Source organism: Achromobacter sp. LC458 (assembly GCF_001005835.2).
Classification (GTDB): Bacteria; Pseudomonadota; Gammaproteobacteria; order Burkholderiales; family Burkholderiaceae_B; genus Achromobacter; species Achromobacter spanius_B.
Map to the genome: position 1 here is coordinate 79015 of NZ_LBHW02000014.1, position 16889 is coordinate 95903.

At 69.4% G+C, this 16889-nt stretch carries 3 protein-coding genes; all 3 read left to right on the top strand.

Annotated features, from left to right (window positions below):
* The first annotated feature begins 97 nt into the window (after positions 1 to 97).
* Positions 98 to 12907 carry a filamentous haemagglutinin family protein gene (locus tag YH64_RS14035; RefSeq protein ID WP_052946020.1) on the top strand — a complete coding sequence of 4270 codons (12810 nt, stop codon included), beginning with the start codon at positions 98 to 100 and terminating at the stop codon, positions 12905 to 12907.
* A gap of 342 nt (positions 12908 to 13249) precedes the next feature.
* On the top strand, positions 13250 to 14863 hold the full coding sequence (locus tag YH64_RS14040) for a ShlB/FhaC/HecB family hemolysin secretion/activation protein (RefSeq protein WP_046804842.1): 1614 nt from the start codon (positions 13250 to 13252) through the stop codon (positions 14861 to 14863).
* 34 nt (positions 14864 to 14897) lie between these two features.
* On the top strand, positions 14898 to 16883 hold the full coding sequence (locus YH64_RS14045; protein ID WP_046804843.1) for a DUF2341 domain-containing protein: 1986 nt from the start codon (positions 14898 to 14900) through the stop codon (positions 16881 to 16883).
* The last annotated feature ends 6 nt before the right edge of the window (positions 16884 to 16889 follow it).

Genomic DNA, 16889 nt, shown 5'->3' on the forward strand with positions numbered 1-16889 from the left:
CCTGTCTGGATGAATTATTTGTGACAGCGTTCTGGTCTGCATTTTTCTATCCGTCTGTCTTGTTCTAAGTGAAGAACTCGCGCGATTGGAACAAGGGATGGCGATCATGCAGGCACGGATGTCGGACTCGGGTGGCAAGCGGAACATGGGGCGGGTGCCGGGGCGGCAGCGCCCGAACTGGCGTCCGACGCCACTGTCCCAGGCGGTCACCGCGCTGCTGATCGCAGGCAGCGCCAGCGGCGCGGCGCAGGCGCAGCAGCGCGCCTTCAGCCCCGGCTGGTTCTCGGACAAGAATGCCGTGCAGTCGACGGCGCAGCGCACCGGCCGCATGCCCGACGGCAGTATGGCGGGCATAGGCGCCGGCGCGCGCCAACAGGCGCAATCGCGCCAGCAGTTGCAGCGGTCGCTGGATAACCTGAACCGCTCGGCCGCCGCCGTCGCCGCGCAGCAAGCCGCGCAGGCGGCAGCGCGCGCGGCGGCCGCCGCCGGTGGCGCCGATGTGCCCGACGGCCTGGTCGAGGGCGGCTTGTGGGCCGCCACGGGGGACCTGGCCAAATGGGAAGGCGCGAAAGCCGCGTCGCCCAGCGTGCAGAACGGCCGCCAGGTCGTCACCATCGAACAGACGCAATCGCGCGCCATCCTGAACTGGGACAGCTTTAACGTCGGGCGCAACACGACGCTGCAATTCAAGCAGGGCGCGGACGACGCGGTGCTGAACCGGGTGGTGGGCGCGGCGGCCAAGCCCAGCCAGATCCAGGGCGCGATCAAGGCCGACGGCACCGTGATGGTGGTGAACCAGAACGGCGTGATCTTCACCGGCACCAGCCAGGTCAACGCGCGCAACGTGGTGGCCGCCGCCGGCGCGATCACCGACGCGCAGTTTCGTGACAAGGGGGTGTACGCCGACAACGGCGCGCAGCCGACCTTTACCGACGCGCGCGGCAATATCGACGTGCAGGCCGGTGCGTTGATCGGCACGGCGGCGCCGGCCACGTCCACGGCGGGCGGCGGCTATGTGCTGCTGCTGGGCAAGGAAGTAAACAACGCGGGCACGATCAACACGCCGTCCGGGCAAGCCGCGCTGGCGGCGGGCGACAACTTCGTCATCAAGCGTGGCCAGGGCACGTCCGGCAATCTGCTGTCCACCACCAAGGGCAACGAAGTCACGCCCACCGGCACGCCGGGTCGCGTTGCCAACACGGGCCTGATCCAGGCCGCCGTGGGCGACGTGACGATGACGGGCGGTGACGTCGTGCAAAGCGGCGTGGTGCTGTCCAGCACGTCGGTCGATACGCGCGGCACGGTCCACCTGAACGCGGTGGGCGAGGGCGGCAAGATCACCCTGGCTGAATCCGGCACCACGGCCATCCTGCTGGACCGCAGCGGCGCACTGGCGCTGGACAGCCAGCGCGACGGCCTGCGCGTGCCGGTCACCCCGGCAACCGATGCGACAGTAGTGGCGGCGGGCGCGGACCGGCGCGAGTTGTCGCGCGTGGAAATCAACAGTTCCGGCACGGTGGACTTTGCCACCGGGTCGATCACGCTGGCCACGGGCGGGCAGATCGCCGTGCAGGCCACGCAGCGCGCGCTGGTGCGCGAGGGCGCGACTCTGGACGTGGCGGGCGCCGTGGGCGTGCCCGTGGCGATGGAGAACAACAGCGTCAAGATCAACGTCCAGGGCAACGAGCAGCGCGACGCGCCGATCAACCGCGATAGCGGCAAGCTGAACAACAACGACATCTGGGTAGATGCGCGCGACCTGGTGCTGGTGCCGGCCGGCACCAACGGCTACGCCACCGACCGCTGGTACACGGCGGGCGGCCTGTTGGAGGTGAGCGGGTATCTGGGCACGCAGGGCCATGCGGTCAACGAATGGATGGCGCAGGGCGGCAACGTGGAATTCACGGGCGGCGACGTCGTGACGCGGGCCGGTTCGCAGATCAACGTGTCGGGCGGCACGCTGGACGTGCAGGACGGCAAGATCCGGCAGACCTGGCTGCGCGGGGCGGACGGCCGGCTGTACGAGGTGTCGCGCGCGCCCGGCGACCTGGCCTATACCGGCCTGTACAAGGGCTATGAGGCCACGCACGAGCGCTGGGGCCAGACGCAGTATTTCTACAATCCGCTGATCGCGCCCAAGGAACGTTTCGAAAGCGGCTACACGGTGGGGCGCGACGCGGGCAGGCTGTTGATCGGCACCCGCAGCGCGGTGCTGGAAGGCGAGCTCGTTGGCCAGACCTATCAAGGCGAACGCCAGACCGCCGCCGCGCAAGCGGGGCTGGACGGCTATCAGCAATCGCAACGGGCGGCGGCGCGCGGTGCGCAGCTGGTGGTGGGCACGTACACGCCTTACTACGACAAGCGCACGGGCGCGTTGCAATACGCGCTGGGCCTGTCGGAAAACACGATCCAGCACGTCAGCTTGTCGGATCAGGTGGCCGCGATTGCGGCGGGTCTGGATCTGGACACGGCGTTGCCGGACGACCGCGCGGGCACCCTGCAACTGGACACCGCGCAGCTGAATCGCGCGGGGCTGGGCGCCATCAAGATCGCCGCGCAGGACATCACCGTGCAGTCGGATCTGAAGGTGGGACCGGCCGGCGACATCACCTTGTTCGCGAACCAGGTGTCGGTGGATGCCACGCTGACGGCACGCGCCGGCAGCATCCGGCTGGGCAATGTGTTGAGCCAGATCTCGCCGTCGGGCGTGACCGATACGGTGGCAGGCGTGGCGGGCGCGCCGGGCGAGGGGGATGGGCCCCGCGTCGCGCTCAGCGCGCGCACGCGGCTGGACGCCACGGGCATGTGGACCAACCTGGCCCTGTCGCCCGAACAGACGGCCGCCATGCCGTACCTGAACGGCGGCTCGGTGTCTGTGCGCGGCAGCGGCGATATCCACCTGGCGGCGGGCAGCGTCATCGACGTCAGCTCGGGCGCGGTGTTGCGGCCCAAGAACAAGGTGACGGGCGGCAAGGGCGGCAACACGACCATAGACGCGGTGGCGGCCGGCGACGGCTCCGTGGGCGATGTGACCCTGGGCGCGCAATTGCGCGGCTACGGCGTGGAAGGCGGCGGCACGCTGAAGCTGGTGGCGGGCAAGATCGTGTTGGGCGATGGCCCGGCAGCGGTGCGGCCCTCCGTGCCGGGTGCCGTGCCGGATGCGTCCGGCACAGCGGCCGGGGGCGCGGCAGCCGTGGCTGTCGGCGCCGACCCCTTGGCGTCCGCCGAGGCCATGCTGACCCTGGCCGCGCCCTTCTTCCAGCAGGGCTATTCGCGTTACGAGATTACCGGCAGCCAGGGCCTGACCGTGGCTGACGATGCGCGCGTGGATGTGCTGATGCCCGTCTATCGCCCCGTGTCGGGCGCGCAAGGCGTGCCCACCGGCACGGACCCGGCAGCGGTGTTGAACACGTGGCTGCCGCCCGTCTATCAACATGATCCCGTGGCGGGCACGGCAACGCGGCGGCGCGGCGCCAGCCTGCTGCTGCAAAGCGGTCGCAGCGTGGCGACCGCGGGCGCCGACAAGCTGGTCGAACTGAATATCGGCCGGGGCGCGCGCATCAACGTGGACCCGGGCCAGAGCATCGAACTGCTGGGCGCCGGGCAGATCACGGTCGCGGGCGCGCTGACGGCCGCCGGCGGCAAGATCGATATTCGCCAACTGCGCGTGGGCACGCTGGACGTGGCCGAGTCCTTCGACACCGCCGATGGCGAACTGCACAACCGCTCGATCTGGATCGGCGAACAGGCGGTGCTGGACGTGGCCGGGCGCGCGGAAAGTGGCATCGACGCGCAGGGCCGCCGCTATGGCGTGGCGGACTCGGGCGGCGTCATCGTGATCGGCGGCGAGATCAATCACGACCGCGCCACGGCGACGTCGGCCGACGCCTACGTGATTGTGCGCCCCGGCGCGGTGCTGAACGCGTCGGGCGCGGGCACGGTGGTGGACGTGAACGGCGTGGGCGCGGTGCCGCTGAACGGCGACGGTGGCCGCATCTCGCTCAGTTCCTACAACGGCCTGCATCTGGACGGCACGTTCATCGCACGGGCGGGCGGCGCCAACGCATCGGGCGGCACGCTGGATATCGCGCTGGAAACCCCGCTGTACCGCATTGCGGGCGACAACGTTTCAAGCATCGACGTGCAAGTGCCGCGCGAGCTGGTGCTGGGCGCGACCGCTCCCGGCCAGGGCCTGCGCGCCGACCTGAAACCGGGCGAGGCCGAAGAGGGCCTGCGTTATGGCCAGACCCGCCTGGACACCACGCGCTTATTGGCAGGCGGAGGCTTCGATCATCTGGGGCTGCTGTCCAACGGCCTCATGTCCTTTGACGGCGACGTCAACATCCAGACGGCGCAAAGCCTGCGCCTGTATGCCGGCGCGTTCTCGGTGGCGCCGCAAGCCGAGGCACCAGCCGACGCAACAGCCGCCGCAACAGTCGCCGCCCAAACGCGCGTGAACCTGGCTTCGTCGTATGTGCGGCTGTCCGGCCTGGGCAAGTATGCGGCCACCAATGGCGTGCTGCGCCCGCGCGTGTTGTTCGCCGATGCGGCAGAGGTGGGCGAAGGCGCCTTCACCGTGCGCGCCGGCAATCTGCTGGAAGTGGGCAACAGCTTGTCCTTCGGCACGCAGGGCTCGATCGTGCGCGGCGTGGGCGGTGCGCTGCCGGTGGCGCGCGCGGGCTTTGATCGCGTGACGCTGGACAGCGCCGGCGACCTGCGCTTTCTGGCCAACAACGACAACGAACCACGCACGCGACTGTGGACACGTGGCGATCTGGCATTGATTGCCGCGCAGGTCTATCCCGCCACCGGCGCCGAGGCCGAAGTGCTGGCCGGCTACACGCGGCGCGAGGACGGCACGCAGGGGTTCGACCCCGATCGCCGCCTGACCGTGGCGCGTCACGATGCCGCGACGGCTGCGTTGCCGCCCATTCCGTATTCGGCGTTCGGCTCGTTGCGCCTGGCAGCCGCCACCGTAGAGCAGGGCGGCGTCATCCGCGCGCCGCTGGGCGCCATTGTGCTCGGCGACCTGAGCGAACGGATGGGCACGCAACGCCTGAGCCTGCTGCCCGGCAGCGTGACCTCGGTCAGCGGCGCCGGCTTGTTGATGCCTTATGGCGGCACGACGGACGGCGTGTCGTATCAGTTCAAGGGCGCGCCGGTGTCCTTGGTGGGCGTGGGGGGCGCAGCCGGCATCGGCGACCAGGCCGCGCTGCGCACCGGCGTTACCCTGGCATTCCAGGACGTGGATGCGCTGCCGGGCTCGGTGCTGGACCTGTCCGGCGGCGGCGAGCTGACCGGCGCGGGCTTTGTGTCTGGCCGGGGCGGTTCCACCGATGCGCGCTACGCGCCGCTGGTGCGCAACAACCCCGACGGCGGCTTTACGTTGCCCGGCCTGGCCGCCAACCCGGTGTACGCCATCGTGCCCGGGGCGCAGGCGCCCGTGGCCCCGGTGGGCGGCGAGGCCGGCGCGTCCACGCCCGGCGTGGGCCGGCAGATCACGTTGGGCGCGGGCGTGCCGGGCTTGCCGGCCGGCACCTACACCTTGCTGCCGTCCACCTATGCCTTGCTGCCCGGCGCATTCCGCGTCGAGATCAACGGCGCGGCCACGGCGGGCGCGGCGGTGACGCCCATGCGGATGCGCAACCAGTCCTGGGCCGCAAGCGGGTCCTTGTCGACCGCCGGCACACAGGTGGCGAACAGCCTGGCCAGCGCGGTCATCCTGACGCCGGCGAACGTGCTGCGGACCCTGTCGCAATACAACGAGATGAGCTACGCCAGCTTTGTGGCGGCGGACGCCGTGACGCGCGGCGTGCCACGCGCGATGCTGCCCGCCGACGCACGCACCCTGCGCTTGGCGCTGCATCCCGGTTCGTCCGACGGGCAGGCGTTCAGTTTTGAAGGCCAGGCCAATTTCAAGGCTGCGCAAGGTGGCTTCGGTGGCGCCGTGGCGGTGAACGGCGGCAGCACCGCGGTGGAGATCCTGGCCCCGGGCCAGGCGCCCACGGCAGGCTTCGCGGGCACGTCGGTGGGCGCCGATGCGCTGACGGCGCTGGGCGCCAGCCGCCTGGTCGTCGGTGCGATGCCGGTGGTGTCCTACGGGCAGGGCGGGCGCTTTTATACCTTCCAGCAGTCCGCCCGCGAAGTGGTGCTGCGCACCGGCGCGCAGCTGACCGCGCCCGAAGTGCTGCTCTCGGCGAACACCATCGAGCTTGAAGCTGGCGCCGGGATATCGACGTTGGGCCGGGGCGCGCCGTCCGTGGATTCCACCAGCGGCTACGCCTTCCAACCGGGCAGCGCCAGCCTGCTGGCCGTGTCCAATGGCCGCCTTGACGTGCTGGCGCCCGACGCGCTGGCCACCGGCGCCATCCGCATCGGCACATGCGCCACCACGGCGTGCAACGATGTGACGCGCCTGTATTCCGAAGGCACCATCGCCGCCGCCACCAACGGCGCCTTCGACCTGGGCGAGCAGGTGCGCTACGGCACCCGCAACCTGTCCTTGGCCGTTGGCGCCGTCAATGTCGGCACGGCGCAAACGCTGGCGCAGGCGGCGGCGCAGGGCATCCTGCCCAGCGGCCTGACGCTGAACCAGGACATCCTGGCCCGCTTGCTGCGCGGCGACACCAGCATGGGCGCGCCCGCGCTGGAAGTGTTGACGCTGACCGCGCGCGACGCGATGAACTTCTACGGCACCGTCGCGCTGGACACGCGCGACCCGGTCACCGGCAAATACAGCCTGGCGACCTTGGCGCTGGGCACCCCGGCCATCTACGGGTTTGGCGACGCGGGCGACGAGGCGGGCATCCGCACCCAGAACCTGATCTGGAACGGCGCAACCCAAGCGCCCGGCGCAGTGGTGGCCGGCGGCGCGGGCACCGGCAAGGGCGTGCTGCGCATCGACGCCGAGCGCATCGAATTCGGCTATGGCCAGGGCGCGCAGCCCAGCGGCCAGGAAGACAATGCGCGTCTGGCGCTGGGCTTTGCCAGCGTCAACCTGAACGCCAGCGACCGGATCACGGCAAACCATCGCGGCAGCTTGTCCGTGTATGAATCGCAGGGCGCATTCGACAGCAGCACCGGCCGCTACGCGTACCGCGGCGGCAACCTGAACCTGAACACGCCGCTGTTGACCGGGGGCGCGGGTTCGGTGAACCAGATGCTGGCGGGCGGCGACGTGCGCCTGTCCGGCGCCGGCGCCGGGCCGGTGGCGGCCGTGCAGGACCTGGGCGCGCAAGTCGGCCTGTCTGGCGCCACGGTGCAAGTCGACGGCCGTATCGTGTTGCCCAGCGGCAAGCTCACGTTGCAAGGGCGCGACGGCGTGTTGCTGACCGGGGCGTCCCAAATCGACGTGTCCGGCCGGGCCATCGCGTTCAACGACGTGCTGCGCTACAGCTGGGGCGGCGACGTGATCCTGGAAAGCGCGCAGGGCGGCATCCGGCAAGCGGGCGGTGCGCTGATCGACCTGTCGGCGCAACAGAACAACGCGGGCACGCTGCGGGCCGATGCGCTGGCGGCGTCGGCCGGTGTGGTCGACCTGCAAGGCCGCATCCTGGGCGCCAGCTCGGGGCATTACGATGCCGGCGGTACCGCCGTGCCGTATCGCGCGGGCAGCATCGACGTGCGCGCCCAGCATCTGGGCACGGCGGCCACGCTCAGCACGGATTTCGATGCGCTTAACCAGCGCCTGAACGAGGGCGGCGTCTTCGGCGCGCGCAGCTTCCAGCTCAAGCAAGGCAGCCTGACGCTGGGCAACACGCTGCGCGGCAATGACATCAATCTGTCGATCGACAGCGGCAGCCTGACGGTGGCCGGCGTGGTCGATGCCAGCGGCGAACGCGTGGGCCGCATCCGCCTGGCCGCGCGCGACGGGCTGACCCTGGCGTCCAACGCCGTGCTGGACACGCACGGCACCGTGTTGCGCGTGGACAGCTACGGCAAGATCATCGACGCGCCCAACCGCGCGGTGGTCGAACTGAACGCCGGGCGCGGCGTGTTGACGCTGGCCAGCGGCGCGCGCATCGACCTGCGCCACGGCACGGCCGCCACGGCAGGCACCGGCGCGGGGCAGCACGATGGGGCCTCGCGGGGCACGCTGGACTTGCTGGCGCCGCGTATCGACGCGTCGGGCAACGCGGGCGTCAATGGCGGCGCGGCGGCCACGGCCGGCGACATCGCTATCGACGCGCGTGGGCCGCTGACCATCGACGGCGCCAAATCCATTTCGCTGGTGGCCATGCAGCGCTATGACGACGCGCGCGTTGGCGACCCGGCCGACCGCGCCAACGGACGCAGCCATCAGATCATCGACCAGGCCTATCTGGACACGCTGCATGGCGACAGCGCAACGTTCATCGGCAACGCACTGGCAAACGGCAATCTGCTGAACGCCAAGCTTGCAGGCTTGAACAACGCCACCTACCGCGACGTGTTCCACCTGCGGCCGGGCGTGGAAATCGTCAGCAAGACGGGCGATGGCGACCTGGTCGTGCAAGGCGACCTGGACCTGTCGGGCTATCGCTATGCCAGCCTGAACCCGCGTTCGGCCATGACGTCGGTGTACGGCTCGGGCGAGGCGGGCGCGCTGACCTTGCGCGCCAAGGGCAATCTGGACGTCTTCGGCAGCATCAACGACGGCTTCGCGCCGCCGGCAGCCACGCCCGACGACGAGCACGGCTGGATTCTGACGCCGGGCGCGCAGCCCTTCGGCGGCGATGTGGTGTTGCCGCGCGGCGGCGTCGTGCTTGCCGACGGCACCGAATTTCCCGGTGGCAAAACGCTGAACTACGCGCTGCCTTTGCAGCCGACGACGCTGGCCGCCGGCACGCGCCTGCCCGTTGAAGCGGCGCTGAACCAGCCGCTGTCCATCGCGGCAGGCACGGTGTTGTCCGGCGACGTGCGCGATGCGGCCGGGCAGTTGCTGTACGCGGCGGGCAGCATCCTGAAGCAGGCGGTGGACCTGCCGGTGGGCACGCGCCTGGGCGCGGGCACGCTGTTGACGGCGGGCACGGCCATGCAGGCGTTCACGTGGCCGGCCAATGTGGCGCTGCCCAACCTGTACACCACGCAAGGCTACGAGCCCAACGTGTTGTTGATGGCGGGCACGATCACGCTCAAACAAGGCGCGGTGATTCCGTCGCAGGCCAAGCTGGTGTTTCCGGATGGCGTGGACTATGTCGAATTGCGCCCCGGCACGACGGCCGACCAGCGGCGCAACTGGGCGCTGGCGCAGATGTTGCCCGCCGGCAGCCAGTCGTGGTCGTTGCGCCTGGTGGCCGGCGCGGACCTGGATGCGGCGGACCCGCTGCGCGTGCAACCCGGCCCTGGCGCCGGCAAGCTGAACCTGGCCGACAGCCACTACAACGTCACGCTGGCGATGGGCGCCGGCCTGGTGTGGGGCCCCGAGGCGGGCCCCTCCGGCTTCGAGCCCTATGCGCCGGTGCCGGAAGACCTGCTGTGGTTGTGCGACGCGATCGAAGGGCTGTGCCTGCCACCGCCCCGCTGGGCCTGGGCGCCGGACAACACGTACGGTCAGCCCGCCGGGTCGCCGGTGTCGGACGAAGACCTGGAAAAGTGTGCGCGCTCGCCAGAGCAGTGCTATGAGAACAAGTCGTCGACGACGGTAACCGCGCACACGCAGAACTTCAGCGTGCTGCGCACCGGCTCGGGCGACCTGGACCTGGCGGCCGGCGGTGACATCAGCCTGATGTCGGCTTACGGGGTCTACACGGCGGGCACGCAATCCGCCGACGTGGCGCCCGCCTACCAGCTGCCGCGCGGCCGCTACGAAGCCACGGTGCTGGGCGATGCGCATTCCAGCACCTACGAACCCTTCGTATCGGAGGGCGGCACTTATCAAGCCTGGTATCCGGAACAAGGCGGCAACCTGGGCCTGTACACCGGCGGCACCCTGCGCGGCGACGTGTGGGGCAAGACCACCGGTGGCCCCTTCGACGCGCGCGTGCTGGCGCCCAGCGTGGGCGTGGGCAACTGGTTGTGGCGGCAAGGCTCGGGCAGCGCCAACGGCGGCGATACGCCCACCGCGTGGTGGATCAACTTCGGCAGCTACGTCAAGGCGCCTTCCGACTTCAAGGACAACACGCCGCTGCTGGTGGGCTTCACGGGCTTTGGCGCGCTGGGCGGCGGCAACGTCAACCTGCGCGTGGACGGCGACGCCGGCAATATCGAATCGCGCGGGTCCGTTGCCAACCCGCGCGGCCAGGGCTTGATCGTGGCGGTGGGCAGTACCGGGCGTGTCGCGGCCGATGGCGCCATCACGCTGACGGGCGGCGGCGACATCGACATCCGTGTGGGCGGCGGGCTTAACCCCACGCAGAGCGCACGCGGACGGGTCTCGTCCACCGTGGGCCCCACGCCGTACTACGGCGAACCCGCGCTGGACCTGCAAGGCGCGCTGATCAACCTGCGCGGCCACGCCGGGCTGTCCAGCGGCGCGGTGGGCGGCCTGGATTTGCGGTACGGCAACGAAGTCAACCAGCAGGACGCCAAGGACAGCCGCGGCTACGACCCGTATGTCTCCACCCTGGCCAGCGCCACGGGCGGGCTGGTGCTGATTCCCGGCGACTCGGTCATGCGCATTGATACGCGCGGCGACCTGGTGGTGGGCGGCGCCGGCGACCCCGGCCGCGTGGCGGTGCCCAACACCACGCCGTACCACCTGCTTGATGGCACCCTGCGCACCGGCGGCGGCACCAGCTGGTTTTCGATGTGGACCGAGAACACCGCCATCGAACTGTCCAGCGCGGGCGGCAACCTGACGCCCAGCCGGCAGACCTCGCACAGCGCGCAGGGGCTGTCGGTGCAGACCGGGCGCAATACGTCGCCGTCGGACGGACGCTATCTGTATCCGTCGATTCTTCGCGCCACGGCCTACGACGGCAGCGTGTATGCGGGCGGGTCGGCCGGCTACCTGAACAACGAGGCCTCGGGGCTGCCGTATTCGTTGACCCTGGCGCCGGGCGCGCGTGGCCAGCTGGAAGTGCTGGCCGGCAATTCCATCTACGCGGGCGGCTACGCCATCAACCGCTCGGGCGCCGACCCCGCCAGCGTGGCCAACGTGTTCGCGCCGGCCTTTTCGGGCTACCTGTCCGAAGCCAACTCCAATGTGGCCCTGGGCAACAAGGGCGTGGACGGCATCGATGGCGCCCGCGACACCCATTTCCCCTTGTTCTATTTCAATGCGCCGACGGCCGGCGCGGCGGGTTCCAATGCGGTGACGCGCTTTTACGCCCGCGATGGCGACATCGTGGGGCTGCGCACCGGCGAAGCACTCTCGGTCTTGCAGGGGCCGAATACCGGGCAGACGTGGTACGAGGCGTCGGGCCCGGTGTGGATGATGGCGGGCCGCGACATCGTGGCCTCGGGTACCGACACCGGCGTCAAGACCGATGTGCCCACGACCAACGGCATGAACTTTGGCGCCAGCTCGACGTCGGTGACCTCGGCGGGCAACCTGTTCCTGCACCGCGACGCGCTGGACGTATCGCGCGTGTCCGCCGGGCGCGACATCCTGTACAGCTCGTTCCAGGTGGCCGGCCCCGGCGTGCTGGAGGTATCGGCGGGGCGTCACGTGTTGATGGCGGATCGCGCGTCCATTACCAGCCTGGGGCCGGTGCTGTCGGGCGACCACCGGCTGGGCGCGTCCATCGCCGTGCAGGCGGGCGTGGGCGCCAAGGGGCCGGATTACGCGGGCTTTATCGACCGCTATCTGGACCCGGCCAAGGCCGCCGACCCCGGCCGCCCCTTGGTCGACCAGGGCCTGGCCTTCAAGACCTACGAGGCCGAACTGCTGCTGTGGTTGACGCAGCGTTATGGCTTTGCCGGCAGCACGGACGATGCGCGCGCGGTGTTCGCGGCGCTGCCCGCCGAGCAGCAACGCATCTTCGCGCGGCAGGTGTATTTTGCCGAGCTGCGTGCCGGGGGCCGCGAATACAACGACAAGAGCAGCCCGCGCAACGGCAGCTATCTGCGCGGTCGCCAGGCCATCGCCGCGTTGTTTTCCGACGCGACGCCCGGCGCGTATGACGGCGACATCACCTTGTACGGCGCGGCGGGCATCCGCAGCAGCTTCGGCGGCGACATCCAGTTGATGACGCCGGGCGGGCAGCAGGTGTTCGGCGTGGAAGGCGTGGCGCCGCCCGCCACGGCCGGCATCATCACGCAGGGCGAAGGCAACATCCAGCTGTATGCGCAAGGCAGCATCCTGCTGGGGCAAAGCCGCGTCATGACGACCTTTGGCGGCGGCATCACGGCGTGGTCGGCCGAAGGCGACATCAACGCGGGTCGCGGGTCCAAGACCACGGTGCTGTATTCGCCGCCCAAGCGGGAATATGACGCCGTGGGCAACGTGACCTTGTCGCCCAATGCGCCCAGCACCGGCGCGGGCATCGCCACGCTGGCGCCGCTGCCGGAAGTGCCGGCGGGCGACGTGGACCTGTACGCGCCGCTGGGCACGATCGACGCGGGCGAGGCCGGCATCCGCGTGTCGGGCAACGTCAACATCGCGGCCTTGCAGGTGGTGAACGCCGCCAACATCCAGGCCCAGGGCGACAGCGCGGGCGTGCCGGTGTCGGCGGCCGTCAATACCGGCGCGTTGTCATCGGCCAGCGCGGCGGCGACTTCGGCCGTCAATGCGGCCGAGGCCTCGGCGCAGCGTGCGCAAAACGAAGCGCGCCAGAATCAGCCGTCGGTCATCAATGTGCAGATCCTGGGCTATGGCGACGAGCCGGTGGCGGGCGCCGCCCCGACCGCGCCGCCGGCCGGGTCGGCATCGGCGGCGCCCAAGTACGACGCCGCCAGCGCCGTGCAGGTGCTGGGCGCGGGTGCGCTGAACGCCAGCGAAACCGGCGGCTTGAGCGCCGAGGAGAAAAGCCGCCTGACGATGTAAGGGAAGTGCCTCCTGCATGCCCCAACCATGCCTGGTATGCGCGGCCGGTTTGCACCGGCCGCGTTTTTTTTTCGCCACGCCGCTTGCACTGCATTCGCCGTCATGTCGCGTGGCCAGAATCCCCGCGCAAGGCGGCGACCCCCGGCGACCGCGCACGCCGCGATTCTTTTTCATGAAGTTTTTCTTACAACGCGTCGTCCCGGGCCTGCCAGTACGTCTAGTAACAAGCAGAAGCCATGGACGCGCTGTTGCGGGCAAAAGCCGTAACGAAATTGTCGCGTAGCGCTGCACGGTAGCGGCCGGCACCGACCGGTTTTCACACAAGGAACTGAGTGCATCGTCATGCATGATTTCGAAAGTAGGGGTAGCGCGTTGCGCGCCATATTGCGCCGTGCGCCGCATGCGTTTGCCTTGGCCATTGCCATGAACGGCGCCCTGGCGCAGGACGCGCCCACGGGCGCCGAGCGCCGCGTCAACATCAACGAATACATCGTGCGCGGCAACACCGTGCTGCAAGCGCGCGACATCGAGCGCGCCGTCTATCCCTATCTTGGGCCTGACCGCACGCTGGCCGATATTGAATCGGCGCGCGAAGCCTTGCAGACGATTTATCAGGAACAGGGCTACCAGTCCGTCTATGTGGACCTGCCCGAGCAGCAGGTGGCCGATGGCATCGTCTTCCTGCAAGTGTCCGAAACCAAGATCGGCCGCGTGCGCGTGGTGGGCGCGCAGCACTATTCGCCGCTGACCATTCGCGACGAGGTCCCCGCGTTGCAGGAAGGGCAGGTGCCCAACTTCAACCAGGCGCAGGCCGAGCTGACCGGGCTGAACAAGGGCGCCGGCCGTCAGGTGGTGCCGCTGGTCAAGGAAGGGCGCTTGCCGGGCACGATGGACGTGGACCTGAAGGTGGAAGACAAAAGCCCCTGGCATGCCAGCGTCGGCTTGAACAACGACTACAGCGCGGATACCTCGCGCCTGCGCAGCACGGCCTCGCTGGGCTATGACAACCTGTGGCAGTTGGGCCATTCCGTCAGCCTGACGTTCTTTACCGCGCCGCAGGATACGGACAACGCCAAGGTGTGGTCGGGTTCGTATTCGATGCCGCTGGCGCCGCGCTGGGCCTTGCAATTCTCCGGCTACAAAAGCGACAGCAACGTGGCCACCATCGGCGGCACCAACGTGCTGGGCAAGGGCTATTCGTTCGGCTTGTCGGCGATCTACACGATGGACCCGCAAGGCGACTGGAGCAATTCCCTGTCCCTCGGCCTGGACTACAAGAAGTTCGACGAGTCCACCCGCTTTGGCGCCAACGAAGACCAGATTCCCATCAAGTACCTGCCGTTCACGCTGGCCTACAACGGCTACCGCTACAGCGAGTCCTCGCAAAGCAGCCTGGGCTTGTCGCTGGTCGGCGCCAGCGGTTCCTTCTTCAACCAGGGCAGCGACTGGAAGGAATTCGACGACAAGCGCTATCAGGCCAACCCCAGCTTTGCCCTGGTGCGCGGCGACGGCACGCACACGCAAAACCTGTTTGGCGACTGGCAGCTGGGCCTGCGCGGATCGTTCCAGCTGGCCTCGGGTGCATTGGTGTCCAACGAACAATTCTCGGCGGGCGGCGCGACCAGCGTGCGCGGGTACCTGGCGGCCGAACGCACGGGTGACGACGGCATCCTGGCGTCGCTGGAATGGCGCACGCCGTCGCTGGCGCGCTGGCTGGGCGCGAACGTCAACGAATGGCGCTTCTACGCTTTTGCCGACGCGGCCAGCCTGCGCTTGCGCGACCCGCTGCCTGAGCAGGATTCGCGCTATTCGCTGGCCAGCGTAGGCCTGGGCACGCGCCTGCAAATGATCGATTGGCTGTCGGGCTCGCTGGACTGGGGCTATCCGCTGAAAGACGGCCCCAATACCCGCAAACACGATCCCCGCCTGAACTTCAGCGTGCGCGCCAGCTTCTGAGCGCACGCCACTTTTCCATCCCGGAGTCTTACTCATGCAACGCCTATTGATGCTCCTGCTAACCGTGCTGGCCGGCGTCTTGCCGTCGGCCGCCAACGCCTGGTGGCAACCGGATTGGCAGTACCGCAAGCAAATCACCGTTGACAGCACCGCGCAGGGCCTGCCGCTGGGCGGCCCCGCCGGCCGCACGCCGCTGCTGGTGCGCCTGCATACGGGCAACTTCACCTTTGACGGCATCAACGAGAAGGGCGCCGACATCCGCTTCGTGGCGGCCGACGATCAGACCGTGCTGAACCACCAGCTGGAATCGTTCGACCCCTTGCTGGGCATGGCGCTGGTGTGGGTGGACGTGCCGGAACTTGCGGACGGCCAACGCCAGGACATCTGGATGTACTACGGCAACCAGAAGGCGCCCGCGTCCGCCAATGGGCAACTGAGCTTCGACCCGAACTACACGCTGGTCTATCACTTTGACGGCGCGGCCGGTGCGCCGCCGCGCGACACCACCGCCTACAGCAACCACGGCCAGACGCCGACGGGCGCTGCGGTCGACGGCGTGATAGGCCGCGCCGCGCAGTTCACGGGCAACGCGCCGCTGATGCTGCCCGCCAGCCCCTCGCTGGCCATCCCGGCCGCGGGCGCGTTCACGTTCAGCGCCTGGGTGCGCGCCGACCAACCGGCCGGCGAACAGCTGGTCTATGCGCGTCGCGATGCCGGCAACGCCTTGCTGATCGGCATCAACCAGGGCGTGCCGTTTGTGGAAGTGAACGGCCAGCGCAGCCAGCCCGGCCAGCCGCTGACGCCCGCCGCGTGGCAGCACCTTGCCGTGACGGCCGATGGCAGCCAGGTGCACCTGTACGTGAACGGCCGCGCCACCGCGTCGCTGGCCGCCAGCCTGCCGCCGCTGGCCACGCCTGCCGCGCTGGGGGGCGACGTGCCGATGCCGGCCGCCTCCGCCGCGTCGGCCACGTCGGCAACGCCTGCCACGCTGGCGACGAACTCCGCGAGCTCCGCGAACGCCGCGAACGCGGCGAATACCGCCAGCGGTGCGGCCTCCGCCGACGCCGCCGCGCCTGCTGCCGCACCGCGTCCGGTGTACGCCCCGTTCGTGGGCGCCATGGATGAAGTGCGCCTGTCCAAGGTTGCGCGCCCCGCCGCGCTGATCCACGCCGACGCCGCCTCGCAAGGCGCCGAGTCGCGCCTGGTGGCTTACGGCGCGGATGAAGAGCAGTCGGGCTTCGGTTTCGGCGGCCTGGGCTTTCTGCTCAAGGCCGTGCCGATCGACGCCTGGATCATCATCGGCGTGCTGGTGCTGATGATGGTGCAGTCCTGGATCATCATGTTCAAGAAAAGCCGCAACGTGGCGCGCGTGGCCGCCGCCAACGAGGTGTTTCGCGACAGCTTCGCCACGGTCGGCCAACGGCTGGAATTGCTGGCCGATGACAACGCCTTGGCGCAACGCCTGGCGAACGCCTCGCTGTGGCGCTTGTACCGCGTAGCCATCAACGAAATCCGCACGCGCCGCGCGCAGGGCGCCGACACGACGTCGATTTCGGCCGCCACCATCGAAGCCATTCGCGCCTCGATGGACGCCGTGCGCACCAAGGAAAACCTGGCGCTGGGTTCCAAGCTGGGTTCCTTGTCCAACGCCATCGCGGGCGGCCCCTACATCGGCCTGTTGGGCACGGTGCTGGGCATCATGGTCGTGTTCCTGGGCACGGCAATGGCGGGCGACGTGAACATCAACGCCATTGCCCCCGGCATGGCGGCCGCCTTGCTGGCCACCGCGATGGGCCTGTTCGTGGCCATCCCCGCGCTGTTTGGCTACAACCGCCTGGTGTCGCGCAACAAGGAAGTCAGCGCCGACATGCGCGTGTTCGTCGACGAATTCATCACGCGCCTGGCCGAAGTGCACGGCGAGACCCAGGCGCAGGAAGCGGCGCATCACACCGCCCCGCGCGCGCCTGCCCCCGGCCACCCCGCCATGCGCGAGGCGCAGCCCGCGCCCGCCCACGCGTAAGGAGCA